General features: G+C 66.0%; 12 protein-coding genes. 7 read left to right on the top strand and 5 right to left on the bottom strand.

Going from position 1 to position 15,769, the window contains the following annotated elements; all coding sequences use genetic code 11:
• Positions 1-329 precede the first annotated feature (329 nt).
• From C995_RS0104795 to C995_RS0104785, 3 genes are all read right to left on the bottom strand, one after another.
• Positions 330-1,475, bottom strand: coding sequence for a lipocalin-like domain-containing protein (locus C995_RS0104795; RefSeq protein WP_018863858.1), 1,146 nt, complete (start codon positions 1,473-1,475; stop codon positions 330-332).
• 155 nt (positions 1,476-1,630) lie between these two features.
• Positions 1,631-4,171 carry an FtsX-like permease family protein gene (locus C995_RS0104790; protein ID WP_018863857.1) on the bottom strand — a complete coding sequence of 847 codons (2,541 nt, stop codon included), beginning with the start codon at positions 4,169-4,171 and terminating at the stop codon, positions 1,631-1,633.
• Entirely contained in the window at positions 4,168-4,881 is a 714-nt protein-coding gene (locus C995_RS0104785) for an ABC transporter ATP-binding protein (protein WP_018863856.1), read from the bottom strand. The genes C995_RS0104790 and C995_RS0104785 overlap by 4 nt, the downstream gene beginning before the upstream one ends.
• Before the next feature lie 417 nt (positions 4,882-5,298).
• Here C995_RS0104785 and mgtE (C995_RS0104780) point away from each other — a divergent pair, with 417 nt between their 5' ends.
• The 6 genes from mgtE (C995_RS0104780) (at position 5,299) to C995_RS0104760 (ending at position 11,444) form a co-directional block, all read left to right on the top strand.
• A complete protein-coding gene (gene mgtE, locus C995_RS0104780) occupies positions 5,299-6,657 on the top strand; it encodes a magnesium transporter (RefSeq protein WP_018863855.1) in 1,359 nt (452 codons plus the stop codon).
• Between the two features lie 11 nt (positions 6,658-6,668).
• On the top strand, positions 6,669-8,027 hold the full coding sequence (gene mgtE / locus C995_RS0104775) for a magnesium transporter (RefSeq protein WP_018863854.1): 1,359 nt from the start codon (positions 6,669-6,671) through the stop codon (positions 8,025-8,027).
• 413 nt (positions 8,028-8,440) lie between these two features.
• Positions 8,441-8,872, top strand: a complete 432-nt coding sequence (locus C995_RS0104770; RefSeq protein WP_018863853.1) for a pilin — start codon at positions 8,441-8,443, stop codon at positions 8,870-8,872.
• A gap of 383 nt (positions 8,873-9,255) precedes the next feature.
• Positions 9,256-9,534 (top strand): BrnT family toxin, encoded by a 279-nt coding sequence (locus tag C995_RS0104765; RefSeq protein WP_018648974.1) that lies wholly within the window; start codon positions 9,256-9,258, stop codon positions 9,532-9,534.
• Entirely contained in the window at positions 9,509-9,814 is a 306-nt protein-coding gene (locus tag C995_RS13865; RefSeq protein WP_081618864.1) for a BrnA antitoxin family protein, read from the top strand. Before C995_RS0104765 ends, C995_RS13865 begins: the two co-directional genes overlap by 26 nt.
• Positions 9,815-10,367: 553 nt before the next feature.
• A complete protein-coding gene (locus C995_RS0104760; RefSeq protein ID WP_018863852.1) occupies positions 10,368-11,444 on the top strand; it encodes a transposase in 1,077 nt (358 codons plus the stop codon).
• Positions 11,445-11,820: 376 nt separating this feature from the next.
• On the opposite strand, the gene C995_RS0104755 is transcribed toward C995_RS0104760, so the two are convergent.
• A complete protein-coding gene (locus C995_RS0104755) occupies positions 11,821-12,411 on the bottom strand; it encodes a cyclopropane-fatty-acyl-phospholipid synthase family protein (protein WP_018863851.1) in 591 nt (196 codons plus the stop codon).
• Between the two features lie 660 nt (positions 12,412-13,071).
• On the opposite strand from C995_RS0104755, the gene C995_RS0104750 reads away from it, so the two are divergent.
• Entirely contained in the window at positions 13,072-13,911 is an 840-nt protein-coding gene (locus C995_RS0104750; protein ID WP_018863850.1) for an ion transporter, read from the top strand.
• Positions 13,912-13,993: 82 nt separating this feature from the next.
• On the opposite strand, the gene C995_RS0104745 is transcribed toward C995_RS0104750, so the two are convergent.
• Positions 13,994-15,679: a 2-isopropylmalate synthase gene (locus C995_RS0104745; protein ID WP_018863849.1), complete on the bottom strand. Its 1,686-nt coding sequence runs from the start codon at positions 15,677-15,679 to the stop codon at positions 13,994-13,996.
• Between the last annotated feature and the right edge of the window lie 90 nt (positions 15,680-15,769).

Raw genomic sequence — 15,769 nt, 5'->3', positions numbered from 1 at the left:
CGGCTTGACCTTGCCCGCCTCCAGATCCCGGACCCACATGCAGTCGAGCTTGTTCTTGCTGACATCAATGCCGATATGGGCCATCTCGTCCTCTCGCCTTGTCCGTACAGCCTCACCCGTCCCTTACGGGGGGCTTGGATACCGTTCAAACTTCGAGATGAAAAAGGACTCGGGGGCCCATCTACGGCACAGGTTCGTGACCTCAGGATGCGATCGGGTTACCCCGAGTCCGGTGCGGTCCATGGTAGCGATCCGTGAACCGCAAGACACAAGGATGCGATGAGCCCCGCGAAACGCATCAATGCAGGACGCCACCCGAGTCACCCTGCCTACTCGTCATCGTACCCGGTCAGCTCCACGAAGCCGCGACCCACCGGATCGCCATCCACATCCAGGATGTCCACCGCGCCTTCCCAATAGCGGATTACGGTATCCATCTCCTGTTCGTCGCGGATGGCGCGCACGGTGAACTCGCGTGGCCCCGAGCCGTCCGGCGGCGCGATGCGCATGGCCCATTCCACCGGGTACCGGTTGCCGGAGGGTTGCGTGGCCCAGCGCCGGGGCTCCAGTTCGACCTGGTCGGGTTCCAGCAGCCGATCGTCGGCGTCCGCCGGCATCCAGCGGCCCTTGGACAGCGGGTGTGGCTCGCCGTCCTCCTTGCGCAGCTGGTAGTACATAACGTCCAGCCCGTCGTCGAACTGCAGCGCGAACCAGTCCCAGCCCACCTGATCCTCGGCCAGTGCACTGGTGCTCCACTCGCGGTCCATCCAGGCCTGACCGGTGACCGCCAGGGGCCCGTGCTCCGCGCGCTCGACCTCCCCGCTCACCGCGATGCGGGGCATGGAATAGTAATAGGAGGCATTGCCCGGCTCCGGGCCCTTCTGGCTGAGGCCCGCCTCGCCCTGGAGGACCGGGCCCCGCAGGGGCTCCAGTTCCAGGGCCAGCCGGTAGTCGTCCACGCTGAAGTCCAGCGTCCAGCGATCCCGGTCCAGATCCGCCAGCTGCCAGTCCTCGGCCCAGACCCGGCCGACCGGCTCCGTGGCCCCGGCCAGCCCCGCCCCGTCGCGCACAAAGCGCTCCTCGGAGGCGTGGTGCCCGGCCTCGCGGTCGATCACCGCGGTATGCGCCATCCAGATATCCGGGCTGGCCCAGGCCGACTCGTGCCAGCGCGCATCACCCGCCAGTTCCGGCGCCAGCCCGACGCGGAAGAAGGTGATGTGGAAGCCCAGCCGCTCGCCCTCCGGCCCGTCGAGATTGCCGGTCACATACCACCACTCGTTGCGAAACCCCGGGTGCGGCCCGTGGTCCCGCGGAAACTCGAACACCCGCGGCGCATCCGCACGCCGGAACCCGGCCGTCTCCTCCCCGCCCAGGGCCTCGCCCACGCGCAGCCCGGACACCTCGGCCTCGCGCGCATCCGGCGGCTCCGCCCCATCACAGGCTGCCAGGAGCACCACGAGCACAACCAGCACCAACAGGCGCAGGACCTGGCATAAGAGTGCCTGTGGGAGCGGGCTTGCCCGCGAAGGGGCCTTGCCAGGGCCTGGCGCGGGCAGGGGCTTCGCGGGCAAGCCCGCTCCCACAGAGCCCGCTCCCACAAAGCCCGCTCCCACAGCCTTCAACCCCGCCATCACGGCACCTCCCTTAACGCCGGCACCAGCCGCATGCGCGCCATGCGCCAGGCCGGGATCAGCGCCGCCAGCAGCGCGGCCCCCACGCCCAGAGCGACGGTCTCGGCAATCTCGCGGCCTGCCCAGCGCAGGTCCATGCCCCAGCCGAACGCCTCGCGGTTGATCACCTCGATCAGCAGCCAGCCCATGCCCAGCCCCAGCGGGATCGCGGCCAGCGCGGCGAAGGCACCCAGTACCGCGCCCTGAAACACCACCAGCCCGCGCACCCCGCCGGGCAGCAGGCCCAGGCTGCGCAGCGTGGCGAATTCTCGCGCGCGTTCCATCTGAAGGGCCATCAACGCCCCGAGGATCGCGATGAACGCGACCAGCAGCGTGATCACCCGCAGCAGGTGCGTGATCGCAAAGGTGCGGTCGAAGATCGCCATCGACTCCTGCTCGATATCGCCGGGGCGCGTGACCATGGCCGCCGTCTCGCGCTCGGCCAACCACGCCTCCAGGCGCTCGACCACCGCGCCGGCATCTGTGCCCTCGGGCAGTCGCAGGCCAAAGGAACCCACCTCCTCGGCGCCGGCCGCGCCCGCGTAGAACCGCTCGCCCAGCATCAGCACCGTGCCCTGCGGGCTGCCGTAGTCGCGATACACGCCCGCCACCTCGAACACCCGCCGGCCGTCCTCCACGCGGATCTCCAGCCGGTCGCCCACACCCACGTCGTGATGCGCCGCAAAGGGCTCGGTGACCAGTACCGCATCGGTCTCGCGCAGGCGCCGGTCGAGTGCTTCGCCCGTCGCTTCGGCCCGCAGCAGCGGCAGGTAGTCCAGCCAGACCGGATGTGGCTCGACCACGTAGAGATCGATCATCCCGACATCGCTCGGCGTGTCCTGGCTGGACCCGGTGCTGACCGACTCCGCCTCCGCGATCCGGGCGAGCGTCTCCCCCCAGTCCGCGGGCAGGCGCGCCCCGCTGCGCGCCGCGGCGGGGGCCGCTGGTACCACGTACAGATCCGAGGTAAGCGCCTGGCCCAGCCACTGCTCCACGCTGTCGCGAAAACTCCCGACCATCACCGACACGCTGATCGCGGCCGCCAGGGCCAGCGTCAGCGCGGAGGTCGCCGGCGCGCTGCGCGAAAGACTCCGCTCCAGACTGCGCACCCCGATGCGCGGGAGCGTCTGCCCGCGACCCAGCCGCGCCAGGCCGCGCAGGACCCAAGCCAGCACCAGCGGGAGCAGCAGCACAAAGCCGGTGATCAGCAGGAACAGCGCGACGAAGCTGCCCACCAGCCCCCCGGCCCCGAGCAGCAGCATCGCGCCACCCGCCGCGAGCAGCACCATCGCCGCCAAGGCCAGCCCGCGCAGGCCCCGGCGCGCCCGGCGCTCCAGCCGCCCGCGTCCAAGGCTGCCAGGGCTGGCCGCCCGTGCCGCCTCCCAGGCCGGGGCCAGCGCCGCCAGCAGCGACAGCCCCACCCCCAGCGCGATCACCGCCAGCAGCGCCAGCGGGCGCGGCGTCACCTCGGTCACCGCCACCACAAAGAAATGATCCGTGACCGTCTGCGCGACCTGGCCGACCAGCACCTGCGCGAGGCCGATCCCGACCAGCACACCCAGCAGCGTGCCGATCACACCGACCAGCAAGGCCTCCAGCATCACCACGCCGAACAGCGCCCGCCGACCGGCCCCCACCAGGCGCAGGCTCGCCAGCACCTCCTGTCTGCGCAGTACCGCGAAGGTCTGGGTGTTGTAGATCAGGAAGGCTGCAATCAGCAGCGCCAGCAGGCTCATCGCCGTCAGGTTGATGCGAAAGGCCTGCGCCAGCTCGCGCGAGGCCTGGTCGCGCGCCGCGACCGGCACGAGTTCCAGGTCATCCGGTAACCGCTCCGCGAAGGCGTCGATGTCGGCGTCGTCGAGGCGCACGTCGATGCGATCGAGCCGCCCCGGCCGGCCGAGCAACGTCTGTGCGGTGGCGATATCCGTGACCCACAGCGAGCCACCCTCGTCGTCTGACTCGACCGCCGGTTCGTCACGCTCCGCCTCGCGTTCGAGCAGCGTGACCTCGAAGCGCCCTGCGGCGGTCTCGAGCGCCAGGCGGTCCTCATGCGCCATCCCAGAACCCACCCACCAGCCACTCGGCGGCAGGATCGTGCCCGGCTCGGTCACCAGCCGCTGCACCGGGGCATCCCCGATATCCGAGGCCGCCCCGCGGAACGGGCCCTCGGCCAGCGGATCGACCCCCAGTACATAGATCGTGCGCCCGTCCGGCAGCCGCGCGGGGCCCTCCACGATCGGCGCAGTGTCGCGCCAGCCCGCCAGGCGCAGATCGCGATAATGCGCCTCGTCGAAGCCCCGGGCCGGGCCCAGGATCTGATGCGTCGCCGTACCCGCCACTTCGTCCATCGAGCGATCGAACGCGCGCTGCGCCGACTGGTTGGCCAGATCCACCGCCAGCACTACGGCCACGGCGATCACCACGCCCACCAGCGTCAGCAGCCGCTGGAGCGGACGCCTGCGCCAGTCGCGCAGCCAGGCCTTTACCAGCAGTGAACTCACGTCGCCGAGGCTTCCGCGGCGAGATCCTGCAGGTGGCCGTCCTGCATGCGCAGCACCCGGTCCAGACGCCCGGCCAGGTCATCGCTGTGTGTAACCAGCAACAGGGCGCAGCCGGTCGCGCGCACCTGTTCCAGCAACAGGCCGAACACCGCCTGGCCAGTGCGCGAGTCGAGATTGCCGGTTGGCTCGTCGGCCAGGATCAGTGCCGGCCGGTGCACCAGCGCCCGCGCGATCGCCACGCGCTGCTGCTCGCCCCCGGAGAGCTGCTCCGGCTCGCGCCCGCCCTTGTCCTCCAGGCCCACGGCCTCCAGCTGCGCCGCAGCCCGTTCGCGGCGCTGCGCGGCGTCCAGATCCGTCGCCAGCTCCAGCGGCAGCATCACGTTCTCCAGCGCCGTGAGTGTCGGGATCAGATGAAACGACTGGAACACGATCCCAACCTGCGCTCGGCGCAGCCGCGTACGCGCCGCCTCGTCCAGCCCCGCCAGCGCCTGACCGGCCAATTCCACCGTGCCGGCGTCGACCGGCTCCAGCCCGGCGGCCAGATGCAGCAGCGTGGACTTGCCGGAGCCACTCTCGCCGACGATCGCCACGCGTTCACCGGGCGCCAGCGCCAGATCCACGTCATGCAGCACGCGCCCCTCGCCGGGATAGCCGAAGGCCACCCCGCGCATGCCCAGCACCGGCGCCCCGGGATTGTCTCGTTCTGTCATCGCATAGCCCCTGCCTGGCCGGTCGAACCGTGTCGGAACGGCTGCTCCATGTGCCCCTTCATATCGCTGCAACGCGAAAGCCGCATCCTGTCGAAACAGACCCCTGACGGGAGAGGAATGTTTCAAAACAGCCCCCAAGCGGTTGATTGCGGCCCGACATCCGTTAGAATAAGTCGCATCTCCACACACGGGAACGCGCCTTGAAACGCCGATCACGCAGTCGATCTATCTGCGCCTCGCGGTAAGCGCCTCCTTCCCGAACCGGACGCTTCCCGCTGGGCCTCTAAGTACTAGAGTGCCGGGAGCGGCCGGGCCCCAGCCCGATCCCGACCGGACCAAGACACCGCATCCGTGCGGCGCCTTGTGAGGCTGTGTATCCAGCCCCCCTGGCCCGCGGATGACAGCCGGGAGTAGGGCATGGATTTGCATCTGGAACAATCCATCATCGAGCTGAAGGAGCTGCTGCGTCTGGATGACCGCGAAGGCATCCAGGAACTGCTCGACTACACGCGCGTGCAGGATATCGCGCATGCGCTGATGGAGCTGGGCGACGACGACCTGTGCGCGGTGTTCAACCTGCTGGAGCCCGGGCGCAAGGCGGATGTCTTCTCCTACCTCGACACCCCGCACCAGATCCGGCTGCTCGAGGCCTCGCCGAAGGACGACGCCCGTTTCATCCTCTCCGAGATGGAGGCCGACGACCTCACCGGCCTGCTCCAGACCCTGGACCCGGAGACACTGCGCGGCTACCTGCGGCTGCTGCCGTTTCGTGCCATCCGCCGCGCCCTCAAGCAGCTGAACTACCCGGAGGACTCCGCCGGTCGCGTGATGTCCCCGGATGTCGTCGCGGTGGACCCCGACTGGACGCTCAAGCGCGCGCTGGCCTTCATCCGTCGCAACGCGGACGAACACTCGAACAACGTGATCTTCGTGGTCGATCAGGACCGCGTGCTGCTCGCCGCCGTGCCGATCCGGCACTTCCTGCGCGCCTCGGCGGACAGCCCGGTGCGCGAGCTGCTGGGCGAATCCGATCCGATCACCATCCCGGTCTCCGCCACCGCCGTCGAGGCCGCGCGCAAGATCCAGCACTACGACCTGGAAACCCTGCCTGTGGTCGGCGAGACCGGCGAGCTGCTGGGGGTAATCACGGTCGACGACGTAATGGACGTGCTGGAGGCCGAATCCACCGAGGACTTCCACAAGATCGGGGCGGTCGGAACGCTCCCGCTCTCGCCACAGGATGCGAGCCCCTTTCTCCTGTATCGCAAGCGCGTGGGCTGGCTGATCGGTCTGGTCGCGTTCAACACCATCGGCGCGCTGATGATCTCGCAGTACGAGGAGGCCATCGAGGCGCTGGTGGTGCTGGTGTTCTTCCTGCCGCTGATCATCGACTCGGGCGGCAACGCTGGCGCCCAGAGCGCCACGCTGATGGTGCGCGCCCTGGCCACCGGCGAGGTCACGTCCAAGGACTGGCTGCGGCTGTGGGGCAAGGAACTCGGCGTGGCCGTCGGGATCGGCGTGACCATGGGCCTGGCCGTATCGGTCCTCGGCCTGTGGCGCGGCGGGGCCGATATCGCCCTGCTGGTCGCGATCGCGATGACGCTGATCGTCGCGTTCGCCAGCATGGTCGGCATGCTGCTGCCGTTCATCCTCAGCCGTCTGAAGCTGGACCCGGCGACCGCCAGCGTGCCGCTGATCACCGCCATCGCGGACCTCGGCGGCATCATGATCTATTTCTCCCTGGCCGTGGCGATGCTCGGCCTGGCGACTCCGTAGGGGACTGACCGATGAGCCCGACCGACGACGACATCCAGACCCTGCCGCAGACGCTCAAGACCGCGCTGGACCAGCCCACGGAAGACGCGCTCCAGGGGCTTTGCGACGCCCACGCGGGCGCCGACCTGTCGGACGCGCTGGAGGCGCTGCCGGAGGACCGGATGCTGGACTTCTTCCGGCGTCTCGACGTGTCCTGCACCGCCGATGTCTACGCGCACCTGGAGCCCGACCACCAGACGCGCGTGCTGCACGCGCTCGACGAGGACCATGCCAGCCAGCTGATGTCGGCCCTGTCCTACGACGACGCCGCCTCGGTCCTGGAAGGCCTGCACGACGACCACGCCGAATCCCTGCTCGAAACCATGCCGGACGACGACCAGGAGGCGCTGGAGACCCTGCTCGGCTACCCGGAGGAAAGCGCCGGGCGCCTGATGACGCCCGAGTACGCCACCGTGCAGCCGGACTGGTCGGTCGGCGAGGCGATGGACCACCTGCGCGAACACCACGAACTGGCGGAGACGGTAAACACCATCTTCGTGACCACACCGGAGGGCGAACTGCTGGGCTGGGTGCGCCTGAAGGAACTACTGCTGTCGCGCCCCACCACCAGCGTGCGCGAGCGCATGCACACCGATGTCGTCAGCATCGCGGCCGAGGAAGACCGCGAAGAGGCGGCCCACCGCATCGGTCATTACGACCTAGACGTCTTGCCCGTGGTCGACGACAGCGGCCACCTGCTCGGCATCATCACCGTCGACGACGTGATGGACGTACTGCGCGCGGAGACCACCGAGGACTTCCACCGCATGGCGGCGGTCGGCGACATGGTGCTCTCGCTGCGCGACGCCAGCATGAGCCTGCTGTACCGCAAGCGCATCGGCTGGCTGCTGATCCTGGTCGCGGTCAACATCTTCGCCGGCATCGCCATCGGCTACTACGAGGCCGCGATCGAAGCCGTCGTCGCGCTGGTCTTCTTCCTGCCCATGGTCATCGCCTCCGGCGGCAACGCCGGGGCCCAGGCCGCCACGCTGGTCGTGCGATCACTCGCGGTGAACGACATACAGCTACGCGACTGGTGGCGCCTCGGCGGCAAGGAAGTACTGGTCGCCACCGCACTGGGCGTCACCCTCGCCGCCGCCATCTGGGTCTCCGGCAACTGGCTGGGCACCGTCGAGGTCGCCAACGCCATCGCCCTGGGCATGTTCTTCGTGATCATCTTCGGCTCGCTGTTCGGCATGCTCCTGCCATTCGCCCTGACCCGCTTCGGCTTCGACCCGGCCGTGGCCAGCGCCCCGCTGATCACCTCCGTGATCGACATCGTCGGCATCCTGATCTACTTCGGCGTCGCCGTCGCCGTCCTCGGCCTCTGACCCCACCGCCGACCCACTGTAGAAGCAGCCCCTGTGGGAGCAAGCCTTGCGGGAGAGGCCCCTTGTGGGAGCGGGCTTGCCCGCGAAGCCCCCGCCAAAGTGTGATCCCGGCACAGCGCAGCGAAGAGCCGGGATCTCCACCCCCAACAGAAACCCAGCGCTTACTCACCCGACACAACAGAACGCAAGACCCCAGAAGTGACAACGTGCGTCAGTTCACATGACAAAAATGGTCACATGCACCCTGTCACACAGTGACCAAAGCCGTCATACTCGAAGCATCAGGCGGACCAAACCCGCCTGATTACGGGGCTTTTAGCGATATGGGGCGAGTTGGCACCCGCCTTGCATCGGCTTGGACGGATGCCGCTGGGCGGCGCTCCGTCTTCCGTCACACACAAGGGAGTAACACGATGCAGAAGAAAACCACCCAACAGGGTTTTACGCTTATCGAGCTGATGATCGTTGTGGCGATCATTGGGATTTTGGCGGCGATTGCGTTGCCGGCTTATCAGGATTATACGGCGCGGGCTCAGGTGTCTGAGGGTATGAGCCTCTTGGCGGGCGCCCGAACCGTTGCGGCCGAGGACTTCTACTCCAATGGCGAATGGCCTGACGATGCCCGACTGGGCGACCTCGGCGTTGCCACCTCGTCTGAATTCGTCAGCGCTCTAGCGAGCGAGAATGCCGCGTCCACCGGCGGTGACCTCGTCGTGACGCTGCAAAACATCACGGGGCAATCCGACGGAAGTACCATTACTTTTTCTTACGATACTAGCGCTGATCCGCAATGGACTTGCACCACAGATCTTCCTTCGAGCATCGCTCCTCGACGCTGCGAGTAAGAGCTAAGCCAGGGTAAGGACACCCCAAGGGTAGGGACACCCACTTTGTGTGGAAAAGCCCTTAAAGGGTAAGGACACCCACGTAGTACTGGAGCCCCGGCCTTGTACCGGGGCTTTTTCTTTTCAGCCTATCTACGCGTCCTGTGGGACACCCACTTTCCTCCCAGTTGTCATAAGCCCGATTCGCCGACACCAGCGACACAACTAACTGGCGGCGGGCTCCACACTCCCACTCCGCTCCTTCCCCCCAGGGCCACCAGCCTTCCGCCGGTGTGTTCGCCGTGGCGTGTTATGCCTTGCCAGACGACCGGGATAGCCCGAGGGTCCGCGGCTAATCCACATCGCCAATTGCACTCGCCAGTTCATGTACATACAATAATTTGATGGAGATCGAGTTTGACGCAGACAAGGACGCTGCGAACCTGGCGAAACACGGGGTCTCACTCGGCGATGCCCTCGGGCTCGAATGGGATACTCTCCTGGCCATGGAAGACCGACGGAAAAGCTACGGCGAACGGCGAATGCTCGGGTACGCCTTGATGGGCGAACGCTTGTATTGCGTCGTATTCACCGATCGATCGTCCGTGCGGCGAATCATCAGCCTGCGCAAAGCCAACAACCGGGAGATTGTGCGTTATGTCGAAATCACTAACGCTACGTAGCGGTCGACGCGTCGTCTTGAACGACGCCGACGAGGAATCGTCCATTCAGGCCGGAATCAATACGGATCCAGAGACCCGGGAACCTTCCGAAGACGAGACGAAAGCCCTGCGACGCGTGGGCCGCCCGCCTCTACCTGTGACTAAAGAGCGCATCACGATCCGTCTGTCGCCCGACGTCGTGGAAGCATTCCGCGCTACAGGAAAAGGCTGGCAGACGCGAATGGACGCGGCTTTGAAGGACTGGCTCAAGGACCATAGCCCGACGTCTAATAGTCGTTAGTGCCCGGCTGCGACGGCGGCCGCGGTATGGTATGACCAACTGACATCGCCGTGGCATCTGCGGCACACCCACTTTCCTCCCCACCGCTACACGGCCCCTCGCTCAGGCCCCGGATAACCACTGCGCGCTTTCCGGGATGGCTACTGGATGCAGCTCCTTCAGGAAATGATCAGAGACGATCGCTCGCGGGGCACCGACACTACGACGACACCGCTTTGCGGCGCTCCCAGGGACTCCAGGCTTGTGACCAGATATTGCCGGGGCACAGAACGCAAAAGGGCCGCCCGCGGATTCCCTTCCCAGACGACCCTTTAGGGGCTTCCTTGCCCCAGGGCACAATCTAGCACGAGCCTCGTGGATTTCCAGCTGCACACCGAAGAGGCCACTGAACGGTCGTTTTTGCTCCATAGACGGTACTTTTGGATGGAATAAACTGCGGCATCGTAGAACACCGGCGGCATCGTAGGACACCCACTTTCTGAGGGAATCCCTTGCGGTCGCGCCCAAGAGCATCTAGCTTCCGAAATGTCTGATTCCATGGAAGGAGTCCACGATGACCCAACCCCGCTCGTCCCTCGTGTCCATTGAGGACACGCCCTGGTACCACGTCGTCTCCCGCTGCGTTCGGCGCGCCTTTCTCTGCGGCGAGGATCGCGTGTCCGGACACAACTTCGAACATCGCCGCCAATGGATCGAGACACGGATCCTGGAGCTGGCCGCGATCTTCACGATCGATGTGGCTGCCTATGCCGTGATGAGCAATCACTACCATGTGGTGGTACGGCTGGACCCTGTACGCGCAGCCTCGCTGGATACCGAGTCCGTCCTGCGCCGCTGGACACGTCTGTTTTCCGGCCCGGAATTGGTTCGCCAATATCTGTCCACTCGGCGGAAGTTGATGTGCGCCGCACAGGTACGGCGAGTCGAGGAATACGCCCAAACCTATCGAGCGCGACTGGCCGATCTGTCGTGGTTCATGCGTGTGCTGAATGAATCCATCGCCCGGCAAGCCAACGACGAGGATGGCGTCAGAGGAAGGTTCTGGGAGGGGCGCTTCAAGTGCCAGGCCCTGCTGGATGACGCGGCCGTCCTGGCGGCGATGAGCTACGTGGACTTGAATCCGGTCCGGGCCGGTATGGCCGAGACACTGGAGCAGAGTGACCACACCTCGCTGCGACGGCGCATCTGGCCGGAAGCCCAGGAGGACACCGGGAACGCGCCGGTCGAATCCGCATGCCAAAACCACTCCAGCGTATCCCCGAACGAACTTCGCCCTGAGTATGAACTGCGCTCGCTTCCCCGCGCGCCACTGATGCCGTTCGATGCGACCGGCCAGTTCGAGCCGGCGATTCCGTTTGCGTTCGAGGATTATCTGGAGCTGACCGATGCGCTGGGGCGTTGTGTACATCCAGCAAAGCGGGGGTGGATCCCTGCGCACCGCCCCCGCCTGCTGGACCAGCTGGGTATGGATGCAGAGACCTTCATCCAGCAATCCAGCCATCTATTGCGGGCGTTCGGCTCGGCCATTGGCGCACCCGAGCATTTGGTGGACCTGGCCGCGCAGCGGCAGTGCCGCTACTTGCGGGGAATATCCATGGCCCGGGCGCTGTTCACCCGGCCCGCTGCCTAAGGGGCTGCCCAGCGGTTCGAAACGCCGCCCGGCAGCGCCGGACGCCCATCTTGCTTGCGCTTTGCTTCTTCCGAGCATTGCCGGGGTAACTGGCGAGCGACGCTCGTCCTGGCGGGCGGTGCCGGGCGATCAGTCAGCAGGCTAGCTTGTTGGCGAGGATGCAAAAAGGAAGAGCCACCCGGGCTTCCATTCCTGGGCGGCTCTAGTGAAGGCGTCCCTGCCTTCGCGCTAAAAAGTAGCACATCGTTTAAGGATTTGTGGATCTATTCCTCATTTTTCACCGAACGGTTCGATCTGCCCCACGAGCGGTATTTCCTCCAATAAACTGACGATTATTCTGCCCTTCGAGGACACCCAGGTTGTCTTGTCGCCAGCCCTACCGCGGTTTGTGCGCCAGGATCTGCACGACTGCCCCGCGCCCGGTATGGAAACGGCCCTCGATAACGTCGCGTTCGCACTCCACGGCCACTTCGAACTTGAGCCCGTCCAGTTCCTCGATCAGCGCGCTTCGCGTCATCATCAAGTCCGCCACCGGCGGTCCACCAGTCCCCCGCTCCAGCTGCGCCGGGGTATAGGCCTCCAGAATGAACGTCCCACCGGGTCGCAGGGCCGCGACCGTCTCGGCATGCAGGCGGCGCCGAATCTCCGGAGGAACATGGCAGAAGATCGAGACGATCAGATCCCACGAGCCCGGTTCGATCGTATAGTCGGCGAGATCCACCACCAGGGTCTCGATCCGCACACCGCGGTCCTCGGCCAGGCGCTGGGCCTTTTTCAGCCCCACCGCGGAGCTGTCCACCGCCAGCACATCGAACCCCTGCTGCGCCAGAAATACCGCGTTCCGCCCCTCCCCCTCGCCCAGACACAGGGCGCGGCCGCGCGGCACGCTGGCCACCGCCATACGCAAGAAGTCATTCGGTTCGGTGCCGTAGACATACTCATCCGCGGCATAGCGCTCGTCCCACATCCGTCATCCCTCCATTCACGGGTTTACGTCGATTCATGCCTTCTACCACGCACCTCGAAGTGATACCCGCGGCCGTAGACATCTGCCTTCCGCGTTCCTTATACAGGACACCCACTTTGTGGATGCACCCCACTTTCCTTGTGCAGGACACCCACTTTGTGGAAGGGACTGTAGACATCTGCCTTCCGCGTTCCTTATACAGGACACCCACTTTGTGGATGCCCACCCACTGCGTAGGACACCCACTTGGTACGGTGCCGTAGATGTGGGACACCCATGTTGTGGGCGTGTGGGACACCCATATTGTGGAGGCGGTATCTGTGCCTTATACAGGACACCCACTTTGTGGATGCCCACCCACTGCGTAGGACACCCACTTTGTACGGTGCCGTAGATGTGGGACACCCATGTTGTGGGCGGGAACGCAGTGCCGGCTCGTGTTGTGGGACACCCACATTGTGGAGGCGGGTCTTGTGGCAGGAAGCCGGTGCCAGGCTTGTGCTATGGGGCATCCACCTGGTGGAGGGGCTGGAAGCAGGCCGCCGATTGCCGGGGAGCGGAGTTTCGCCTACTCTTGCACGCCTTTCCGGACCGGTTCCGGCGCACGCTGCGCCGCCGAAGCACCGGGTCACCCGCGAACCACCAGACTCCTGAACTGCCATGAGCGCACCGACCTCGCTACGCCAGCGCCTCGAACACTTTATCGAGGCGCGACTGACCCAGCGCACGATCATCGCAATCATCCTGCTGAATGCCGTCACCCTGGGTCTGGAGACCTCGGAAACGGTGATGGGCTGGATGGGACCGGTGATCATCGCCGCGGACGTGACCATTCTGTCGATCTTCACCGCCGAGGTGCTGATCAAGCTGTTCGTCTATCGCTTCAGCTTCTGGCGCAACCCGTGGAACGTCTTTGATTTCTTCGTGGTGGCGATCGCCCTGATACCGGCCACCGGACCGTTCCAGGTGCTGCGCGTGCTGCGACTGCTGCGTCTGGTGTCGATGGTGCCGAAACTGCGCTTTATCGTGGAGGCACTGCTGCGGGCCATTCCCGGGATCCTGTCGATCATGGGCCTGCTGATTCTGATCTTCTACGTGTTCGCGATCATCGCGACAGGCCTGTTTAGCGACTCGTTTCCGCAAAAATTCGGGACGCTCGGGGCCTCGATGTACAGCCTGTTCCAGGTGATGACGCTGGAAGGATGGTCCGAAGACATCGCACGCCCGGTGATGGGGATCTACCCCTGGGCCTGGGCGTTCTTCGTGCCATTCATCCTGATTGCCACGTTCACCGTACTGAACCTGTTCATCGCGATCATCGTGGACGCGATGCAGCGCATGCATGACCGCGCGATGGAGATCGAGCAGCAGATGATCCACGACAGCGTGCACGAGGAGAACAAGGCGCTGCATTCGGAGATTCACGAGCTGCAGCAGGAAACGGTCAAGCTCCAGGAACGCCTCATCCGCATGCAGAATATGCTGGAGAAGCGGGTGTGACGGCCTGACGGTCGACGGGCGCACTGTTCGCGTGCGAGCACGCTCCCACAGGGGGCCGGGATGCCCCCCGGGGCCAACGAGATCAGGCGCTGGCGGCGGCCTGCTCGGCGGCGGGTTCACCCAGGCGCCGGCCGGTGGCATTCAGCACGGCCTGCAGCGTGGCGGCGGTCGTGTCCTCGCCTAGCGCGACACCGACGGAGCGTTCACCGTCGACCTGCACATCCACCGCGGCCATGGCGCGCGCCTCGGTGCCGGATTCCATCGCGTGCTCGTCAAAGTGGCTGACCTTGACCTCCACGCCCCGCTCGGCCTTCATCGCGGCGGCCAGTGCCTCGACCGCACCGTGACCCTCGCCCTGCAGGCGCGACTCGCGCCCCGGCGGGCCCATGGTCGCGTCCAGCCGTACCACCGGGCCTTCCTTCTCGATCTCGTAGCGCACCAGATCCCAGCCGGCGACCGGCGTCAGGTAGTGCTGCTCGAACAGCTCGTGGATGCGCTGCGAGGAGACCTCGACCTGCGTGGCCTCGGCGTCCTTCTGCACGATGCGGGCGAACTCGATCGCCAGCCAGCGCGGCAGCTCGATGCCGTAATCGCGCTCCAGCACGTGGGACACCCCGCCCTTGCCGGACTGGCTGTTGATGCGCACGACCTCTTCGTAGCGCCGGCCCAGATCGCTCGGGTCGATCGGCAGGTAGGGCACGTTCCAGTGGCCGCCCTTCTCCTTGTAGTGCGCCAGGCCCTTGCGGATCGCATCCTGATGGCTGCCGGAGAACGCGGTGTACACCAGCTCGCCGGCCCACGGGTGGCGCGGGTGGATCGGCATATCAGTGCACTCCTTGTACACGTCCATCAGCCGTTCCATGTCGGACAGGTCGATGGTCGGGTCGATCCCCTGCGAGTACAGGTTCATGCCGACGGTGACCAGGTCCATGTTGCCGGTGCGCTCGCCGTTGCCGAACAGCGTGCCCTCCAGGCGGTCGGCCCCGGCCAGCAGGCCCAGCTCGGCCGCGGCCACGCCGGTACCGCGGTCGTTGTGCGTATGCAGCGACACGCAGAAGTGCTCGCGGTACTGCACGTGGTCGCAGAACCACTCGACCTGGTCGGCGAAGACGTTCGGGGTGGCCGATTCGACCGTGGCCGGCAGATTGATCACCACCTTCTGGCCCTGGTCCGGGCGCCAGATCGCGTTCACCGCGTCCACGACCTCGACCGCGTAGTCCAGCTCGGTGGTGGAGAAGCTCTCCGGCGAGTACTGGAAGATCCAGTCCGTCTGCGGGTACTTTGCCGCGTAGTCGCGCACCCAGCGCGCGCCGTTCTCGGCGATGCCGCGGATGCCGTCGCGGTCCATGCGGAAGACCTGCTCGCGCTGCGCCGGGTTAGTGGAGTTGTACACGTGCACCACCGCGCGCGGTGCGCCTTCCAGCGCTGCGAAGGTCTTCTGGATCAGGTCCTCGCGCGCCTGGGTCAGCACCTGCACGTAGACGCCCTCGGGGATGCGGTCCTCCTCGATCAGGCGGCGGGTGAAGTCATAGTCGATCTGCGAGGCGGAGGGGAAGCCGATCTCGATCTCGGTCAGGCCGATATCCACCAGCACCTCGAAGAAGCGCATCTTCTGCTCGACGCTCATCGGGTGCACCAGCGCCTGGTTGCCGTCGCGCAGGTCCACCGCGCAAAAGCGCGGCGCAACCGTGGTGCGCCGGGCCGGCCAGCGGCGGTCCGCCTTGTCGATCGGCGGGAACGGGGCATATTTGGTGTGATCGAAGGCCATCTTGCTTCTCTCCTCGGGCCGCGGCGTTCCGTCGCGGCGATTTGTCCACTTGCACATTATCCTAACGAATCTGCGCGGACAGAACCTTGC

It is taken from the genome of Thioalkalivibrio sp. ARh3, assembly GCF_000377265.1.
GTDB lineage: Bacteria > Pseudomonadota > Gammaproteobacteria > Ectothiorhodospirales > Ectothiorhodospiraceae > Thioalkalivibrio > Thioalkalivibrio thiocyanoxidans.
Note: the sequence above shows the minus strand (reverse complement) of the source record. Positions and strands in the feature narration are given on the sequence as shown.